Annotated in this window: 6 protein-coding genes; all 6 read left to right on the forward strand. The window is 60.3% G+C overall.

Annotated elements, in window-relative coordinates; all coding sequences use genetic code 11:
- Nucleotides 1-968, forward strand: a 968-nt coding sequence (locus BLX41_RS09750; RefSeq protein ID WP_259744627.1) for a Fe(II)-2OG oxygenase family protein, incomplete at its 5' end; no start/stop codon positions are given.
- 55 nt (nucleotides 969-1,023) lie between these two features.
- Nucleotides 1,024-2,199 carry a pyridoxal phosphate-dependent aminotransferase gene (locus tag BLX41_RS09755; RefSeq protein WP_123724711.1) on the forward strand — a complete coding sequence of 392 codons (1,176 nt, stop codon included), beginning with the start codon at nucleotides 1,024-1,026 and terminating at the stop codon, nucleotides 2,197-2,199.
- Nucleotides 2,200-2,245: 46 nt separating this feature from the next.
- The gene (locus BLX41_RS09760) at nucleotides 2,246-4,150 is read left to right on the forward strand and encodes an FAD/NAD(P)-binding protein (protein WP_123724712.1); all 1,905 of its coding nucleotides are present in this window, start codon (nucleotides 2,246-2,248) and stop codon (nucleotides 4,148-4,150) included.
- A 28-nt stretch (nucleotides 4,151-4,178) separates the two neighbouring features.
- The gene (locus BLX41_RS09765) at nucleotides 4,179-4,769 is read left to right on the forward strand and encodes a cysteine hydrolase family protein (RefSeq protein ID WP_185073478.1); all 591 of its coding nucleotides are present in this window, start codon (nucleotides 4,179-4,181) and stop codon (nucleotides 4,767-4,769) included.
- Nucleotides 4,770-4,782: 13 nt separating this feature from the next.
- Nucleotides 4,783-5,208 (forward strand): cupin domain-containing protein, encoded by a 426-nt coding sequence (locus tag BLX41_RS09770; protein WP_123724714.1) that lies wholly within the window; start codon nucleotides 4,783-4,785, stop codon nucleotides 5,206-5,208.
- Between the two features lie 135 nt (nucleotides 5,209-5,343).
- Nucleotides 5,344-7,254, forward strand: a complete 1,911-nt coding sequence (locus tag BLX41_RS09775) for an aconitase family protein (protein ID WP_221179198.1) — start codon at nucleotides 5,344-5,346, stop codon at nucleotides 7,252-7,254.
- Nucleotides 7,255-7,616 lie beyond the last annotated feature (362 nt).

Here is a 7,616-nt window from a genome sequence, read left to right on the forward strand (position 1 = left end):
AGGCGCAACTACTGAGTCTTCTTGAACACGTCCAGCTATCGCCCTACAAGAACTACAGCGACTTTTCAGAAGAGATACGAGAGCTGCATTCCCAGGTTCCACAGCGTTTTGTAACGGCCTGCCAAATCATCAGTGATGAACGCACTCGCCATCAGCAGAAGATCCACGTGATCCGCAACTGCCCCATGGACAAGGTGATTCCCGAGTTGGACCCCGACGATCCAGTCAGTGACAAACACCTGAAAAAGAACAAGTTCATCAGCGAAGCCTTTCTCGAACTGTTCGCCCAACTGACAGGCACTCCGCTGCTGTCCTACGAAACAAGAAACCAGGGTGACTTCTTTACCGATGTCATTGCGATCAAGAAATACAGCGGGCAACTCACCGGGTTCAGCGACAGCGAGCTGGTGTTTCACAATGACCGCACCGCGCATAAAGTCCGGGCCGACTACATCACCCTGCTGGGCATGCGCTGCCCCGATGACGACCTGATCTACACCGGCTACATCGACGGCGCGGACATCGTGAGCAACCTTGAACCCAAGCACATCGCCTGCTTGCGCGAGCCACACTTCTATACGGTTTTCGATGTCTTCTCACGGGACATGAACAAACAACTGAGCACCTCCGAGAAACACCCGATCCTGAGTAACGTTCATTCCATTCGCTTCCTTGACACCATGACCTGTGTCGCTGAAGAAGCGCCGCTCGAGGCGCGGGATGCCTTCATTGCCTTCAAAAGTGCGATGACCCGCTCTCAATGCAAACGCCACCGCATTCTCACCGGCGACCTGCTGACGTTCGCCAATCAGGATGGCCTGCACAACCGGGAAAAGATCGACATTCTCAACCCTGACAGTGCCGCTGCGCGCTGGCTGTTGAAGACCTATGCCTTCAAGGACGCCAGCACTGCCGAAAGTTTCGAAGCGTATTGGGCCAATAACCGGGCCGGCTGCGTCATCGATTAAGTTCACCGCTAAAACAACAACTTCATTATCAGCATGACCAGTCAGGGTGATTTAAATGCGCCTACACGCATTCTCCAAACGGGTTGAAAACCTTGAGCTTTCGGAAACTTACGCCATTTTGGATATGGTGCGCAGCCTGCGTGAGCAGGGGGAAGATATCGTCGATCTCGGCGGTGGTGAACCTGACTTCAGGACGCCCGATCATGTCGTAGATGCTGCCGTTGAAGCACTGTCAGACGGTGACACTCATTACACACCCAGCCGTGGCACCAAGGCACTGCTGGACGCCGTGGCCCATAAATACAAGACCGAGCACGGGCTCGATCTGGTGGCCGACAAGAACATCATTGTCACGCCATCGGCAAAGCACGCGCTGTTCATCACATTGATGACCTTGCTGGACCAGGGCGATGAAATCATCATCCCAACCCCCAGCTGGGTGAGCTACAAGGCCATGGCGGCCATGGCCGGTGCCACCGTCAAGGCCGTGCCGCTGGACGGCAAAAATGGCTTCATGCTCGAAGCCGACGCCCTGGAACAGGCGATCACGCCACGCACCAGAGCCATTCTGATCAACAACCCCAACAACCCCACCGGCCGCGTGCTGACCCGCGAAGAGGTCACCGGGGTGGTCCAGGTAGCGTTGAAACACGGGCTGTACATCATTTCCGATGAGATCTACGAAAAGGTCATCTACGGCCAGGCCCGCCATATCAGCATCGCCAGCATCGAAGGCGCCCAGGACATCACCGTTACCATCAGCGGCTTTTCCAAAGCCTACGCGATGACCGGATGGCGCCTGGGGTACGTCGTCAGCTCCGAGCGCATTTCCAATGAGCTGCTCAAGGTCCATCAGCATACCGTCGGCTGTGCGGGCTCCTTCATTCAACGCGGCGGCATTGCGGCCCTCAAAGGTTGCCAGCACCGGATAGCCGACATGGTGACCTCCTATCAAAAGCGCCGTGACCGGCTGATCGAAGGCCTTGAGAGCATTGCCGGCATCAAGTGCATAGCCCCCGAGGGCGCACTGTATCTGTTTGCCTCCATCGCCGACCTGGGCTTTGAAAACTCCCTGTCGTTTACCCGCTGGCTGCTCAGCACCGCGAAAGTCGCCGTCACCCCAGGCACCGCCTTTGGTGAGGGGGGCGAAGGCTATATCCGACTGTCCTTTGCCGGTAGCGATGAAGCCATCGACGAAGCCGTCAGGCGCTTTCATCAAGCCTTCAAATAATTGCCCGCCCCTCTAGAACCGTCATCACATACAAACAGGAGTTAGTATGTCTCTACGACACATCACGCCTTCGTCGCCTGCACACCGTATCGCTATCATTGGCAGCGGCCCCCGTGGTCTGTCTGTGCTGGAGCGCCTGGCCGCACTGATGCTCATGGACGCCCCGATCAAGCCAGTCATTGTCTATCTGATCGACAGCGCGCAAATGGGCTCCGGCCGGGTATGGCGCACCGATCAACCACACCACTACGTGATGAACACCGTCGCCGAGGAGGTTTCGTCCTTCTCCGGGCCGTTGGACGACGGCCCGATCAGACCGGGCGCCGGGCCGTCGCTGGCACAATGGTGGAGCTCTGTGGACCCGGCCTACCCGGGGGCCAATGCCTATGCTCCGCGCGCGGTACATGGCGAGTACATGCAGTTCGTCCTGTCGACCATCGAGGCCAGCTTCACGCCGAACATCTCGCTGCAGCGCGTACCGGCGGTGGTCGTCGATCTGGTCAACGAGGAAAGCATCCAGACCCTGGAACTGGATAACGGGGCTTTTCTCCAGGTCGACAAAGTGGTCATCGCCACCGGGCACCCAACCCCCGAGTTGATCGGCTGGGAAAAGCAGCTGCAACAGTTCGCCCAGCAGACTGCCGGGCTGGAATTCTTTCGCGGCGACTCCGCAGCGGACATGCCGCTGTCGCGAATCCAGTCGGAGCAGCAGGTGGGAATCGTCGGGCTGGGCCTGGCGTTCCACGACATCGTTGCCGCCCTGACGGTCGGTCGTGGAGGCCGCTTCAGCGTTGTCGACGGTGTCACCACCTACATCCCGTCACACCGTGAACCCAAGCTGTTCGCCGGCTCCCGCAGCGGCATGCTGATCCCCGCCAGGGGCCGCAACCAGAAAGGCCCGAACTTTCAATACCAACCGCTGTGCATCACCCGCGACAAGATCGATGCGCTGCAAAAACGCGGTCACATCGATTTTGCCGGCGAAGTGCTCCCGCTGCTGCTGGTTGAAATCAACATCGTCTACTTCGCCACCGCCATACGGGCCCAGGCGGGGCAGGCAGCCGAGCAGCAGTTCAAGCTTCGTGTGGCGCAACAGCAACTGTTCTCGTTGCCAGCCCTTGTCGCCGCGGCCGCCGACTTCGGCGTGAGCGACCTTCCGGTCCTGGAGCTGGACCGACTGGCCAGGCCGTTCCGCGCCCAAGAGTTCCACAGCCCGGCAGACTTTGCCCGAGCCCTTGATCGGGTGCTGGAAGATGACTTGTGCAGCGCCCGCGAGGGCAACGTCGACAACCCGATGAAAGCCGCCCTGGATACCATTCGCGATACCCGCGCCCTGATCAGAAGCGTGGTGGATTTCGGCCGGCTGACTCCCCGCTCGCATCAGGAAGACTTCCTGCAGTACTACGCCCCTACCAGCCTGTTTCTCACCGCGGGGCCGCCCCTTTACCGCACCGAGCAAATCCGCGCCCTGATCGCGGCGGGGGTACTGACGCTGGTGGGACCTGAAACGGTCTATGGCATCGATACCCAGCACCACAAGTTCAGCATCGAATCCCCCCGGGTCCGTCACTCCAGGCAACTGATCGATGTGGTCATCGACGGACGAATCCCTTCGCCAGACTTGCTCCGAGACCCGTCACCGCTGACCAGGAATCTGGTGCGGCGCGGGTACTGGACCAACTACATCAACCAGGGGATCGACGAGGCCTTCGTCACCGGCGGCGTAGCCGTCACCCCCGGCCCTTATCACCCGATCGACAGCGCGGGCCAGCCCATCAAGGGGCTCTACGTCCTGGGCCTGCCTTCCGAGCACACCCGCTGGTTCATGCAGGCCGGCAGTAGCCGCCCGGGCTTCTGGACCGACTTCGCCCAGGACGCCCACTACGTGGCCGGCGATGCACTGCAGTCGGCCTACGCCCAAGCGCCCGTGGCAATCACTGAAGTGGCCTGATCGCCCCCCTCATTTAAAGGAATGAATGATGTCTGCAAACAAAGCACTGCTGGTCATGGACTTCATCAATGAAATTGTCCATCCCGAAGGGGTTTATGCCCGTGAAGGCTATTACCAACAGACCCAGGAACGCCGGGTGGTGGAAAAGGCCGCATCGGCCTTGAACTACGCCCGCAGCAATCACCTGCCGATCATCTTTATCGTCGTCGGTTTCAACGCCCACTATGAGGGCTTCCCCCCGCACTCCCGAGTGTTTGCTCCCGCCAAGGAACATGGCGTCTTGAAGTTGCAGACCTGGTCCACCCAGGTGCATGACGACCTGCGCCCCCGCGAAGACGAAATCGTGATCGCCAAGAGCCGGGTCAGCCCGTTCTATCAAACCAACCTGGAATTGATACTCCGGACCCAAGGCATTGAAGAGTTGGTACTGACAGGGGTATCGACCGAACACGTGATCCTCGCCACGACCCTCGACGGGCATGACAGGGACTTCAAGATCACCGTTCTGGAAGATGCCTGCGCCGCGGTGACCCAGGAGCGTCACCTGGCGGCGATAGAACGAATCTCCCGCACGGCAAACATCAGCTCGACCTTCAGCTTCATCACCTCTTCTCTATAACAGGCGCACATCCATGAACCCGACAGTTTTCAATCTGCTGAATGTATCCAGCGAGCCGGATTCGATCCAATGGTCGACTCATCAACAACTGGGTCGCAGCGGCGCCAGTATTCACACGCTGTTCGAGTGCCAGGAGAGTGCCCAGCGTATAGCCCTGATCCGTTGCGAAGCAGGCGCCAGCGCCCAATCTCACCACCACCACGGCCATGAAACCTTTCTGATTCTCGACGGTGATTTCGAGGATGAAAACGGCATTTACCTCAAGGGCGATCTGGTGATTTACCCGCCAGGCAGCACCCACGCCTGGAAGTCCTCCAAGGGCGCGTTGATCTATGCCACCTGGGGAGGCGCCGTGACCTCGAAACCAGCCCCAGCCGCCGAGGCCGCCAACCATGCCGCCTACGACAACAGCGTCTATGACGGTCGGCACTTGATCTGAAACCGTCGGCCATTTCTTTTGGGGTGAATCATGGGTTTCAAGCTTGACGCAAAGCTGCTTTTTCTCAGCAGCGATCCTTTGAAAGTGTCACGGCAGTTGGGGGGGCAAACACTGACCCTCGAGGAGGCACGGCCTTTGCGCGATGACATTTCAACAGACGAAATAACACCGATCCCGGTGCTGGCTTTCTTTGACCACCGGCTGGGGTCCTACCCCTATGTCGGCCTCAAGACCGGCCCGGTACTGCCTATCGGCAAGGACGATGTCGCCTCCGCAGGGTTTGCAGTGACCGTGGCGGGCACCCGCTACGGCAAAGGTTCTTCCCGCGAGCACAGCCCGCTGGCGGAGAAAAAAGCCGGCATCCGCCTGGTCATTGCCGAAAGCTTCGAGCGCATCTACCGACAGAACGCCGACAACATCGGCCTGCTGACCTCCACCGACTTGTCCTTGGTGCCGCGCCTGCAGGCCGGTGAAGAGCTGTCGCTGGAGGAACTGATCGGCACCAGGGATGCGCTGTCCACGGCGATTCTGCGCAGCGGCGGGCTGCTCAATTACGGTCGCGAGCATTTGAGTCAGCAGCCGGACCAGCCTGGGGAGCCATCGCCAGACCTGCCCACCGGCCCCCTGACCTTTGCCGAAAAGATCATTCATCGGCATTTGATCAAGGCCCGTGGCGCCGAGCGTGTCGAGCAGGGCGCCGGAATTCTGTTGAAGGCCGACTGGCGCTTTATCCACGAGTACTACACCGGGCTGTGCGCCCACTTGCTCGACGATGCCTTCGGCGAAAGCTTCTCTGTGTACCAGCCGGAATCGATCCTGGCGTTTGAGGATCACTTGTCCTACAAGCACCGAAGCCCGGCGCACCTGCAGCAGAGCCTGGTCGGCGAACTCGATGGCTTGTCTCAAGCCCATCGAGACTTCATCGCCAAGCATCGACTCAGCGCCCACGGCTACCTGCCGGCAGAAGGCAGCGAGGGCATCTCCCACGCGATGATGGCCGAGCAATATGCCCTACCCGGACAAGTCGTGGTCGGCACCGACTCCCATACCCCCCACAGCGGCGCACTGGGATGCCTGGCGTTTGGCGTGGGGACCACCGACATGGCCAACGCCTTCATGACCGGCTCGGTCAGGACCGTGTATCCACAGGTGCTGCGCATTTCCCTGGTCGGCCGCTTGGCCGCCGGCGTGACCGCCAAGGACCTGGTGCTCGCCCTGTTGGCCGATAGCCGGATCAAGGCCGGCCACGGGGTCGGCAAGATCTTCGAATTCGGTGGCCCGGCCCTGGCGTTCCTGTCCACCGACGAACGCACCACCCTCACCAACATGACAGCGGAACTGGGTGGTTTCAGCGGAATCGTCGTCCCCGATCAGGAGACCGTTCGTTTTCTCAAGGAGCGGCGTCACCTCGACTTCGTGCTCGAGCCCTGGATGACCAGCGACCCCGAGGCGAACTACGCCGACACGATCGTCCTCGACTGCGATCAGATCCTGCCGATGATTGCCTCTCCGGGTGACCCCGGCAACGGACAGCGCCTCACCGATCTGACAGAGCGGGTCATGGTCGATATCGCCTATGGCGGTTCCTGCACGGCCGGCAAGCGCGATGATTTCGATCATTATTTCGAGGTGATCAACTGGGCGCTGGAAAACGACCTGCGGCTGCATCCCGAGGTCAAACTCTATTTGCAGTTCGGGACCGTGGATGTCCGCGACTACTGCGAGGAAAAGGGCTACCTGCCGGCCTTCGAAACCTTTGGCGCGCACCTGCTCCAACCGGCCTGCGGAGCCTGCGCGAACTGCGGTCCTGGTTCATCGACCCACCAGGAGCAGGTCACCGTCAGTGCCATCAACCGGAATTTTCCGGGGCGCTCCGGTCCAGGCCAGGTCTGGCTGGCCAGTCCGCCGACCGTGGTCGCCAGCGCCATTGCCGGTTACATCACCTCGTTCGGCGCCCTGCAAACCCGGCACAGCGCCACCCCCTCGGCGCCCGCCAAGCCCGGCCAGCGTGATCCTGCGGACAGACGACCGGCCCTGGCACACTGAAAACGACAGGCGGCGGATTGATATCCGCCGTCCTTTCACAGCCGCGCATCGAGATCCTGCGCCGCAGTTGCCAGCGGTTATGCTCCCACCTCAGGTCAGATAGCTCCCAAGCGAGCCGCCGAAAAAATCTCAACTGATTACCGACTTTTCCTTATTACAAACTTGATCGAGATCAACGGCCGCCAACTGCCCAGCCCTAAAAATGACCGGAGGACATTGAACACAACTACAGGCCCCCCTCCCATGAGTGAAGAATCCACCGCCCTGCCCCTGCCACCAGCCCCTGTGAAAAAAGCCCCGGCCAGCAGCCCCCCCGCCGCCAAGGCCGCTGGGCGCAAAACCGCCGCACCCCGGACACGTCG

Origin of the sequence: Pseudomonas protegens (assembly GCF_003732485.1) — a bacterium.
GTDB classification, from domain to species: Bacteria; Pseudomonadota; Gammaproteobacteria; order Pseudomonadales; family Pseudomonadaceae; genus Aquipseudomonas; species Aquipseudomonas protegens_B.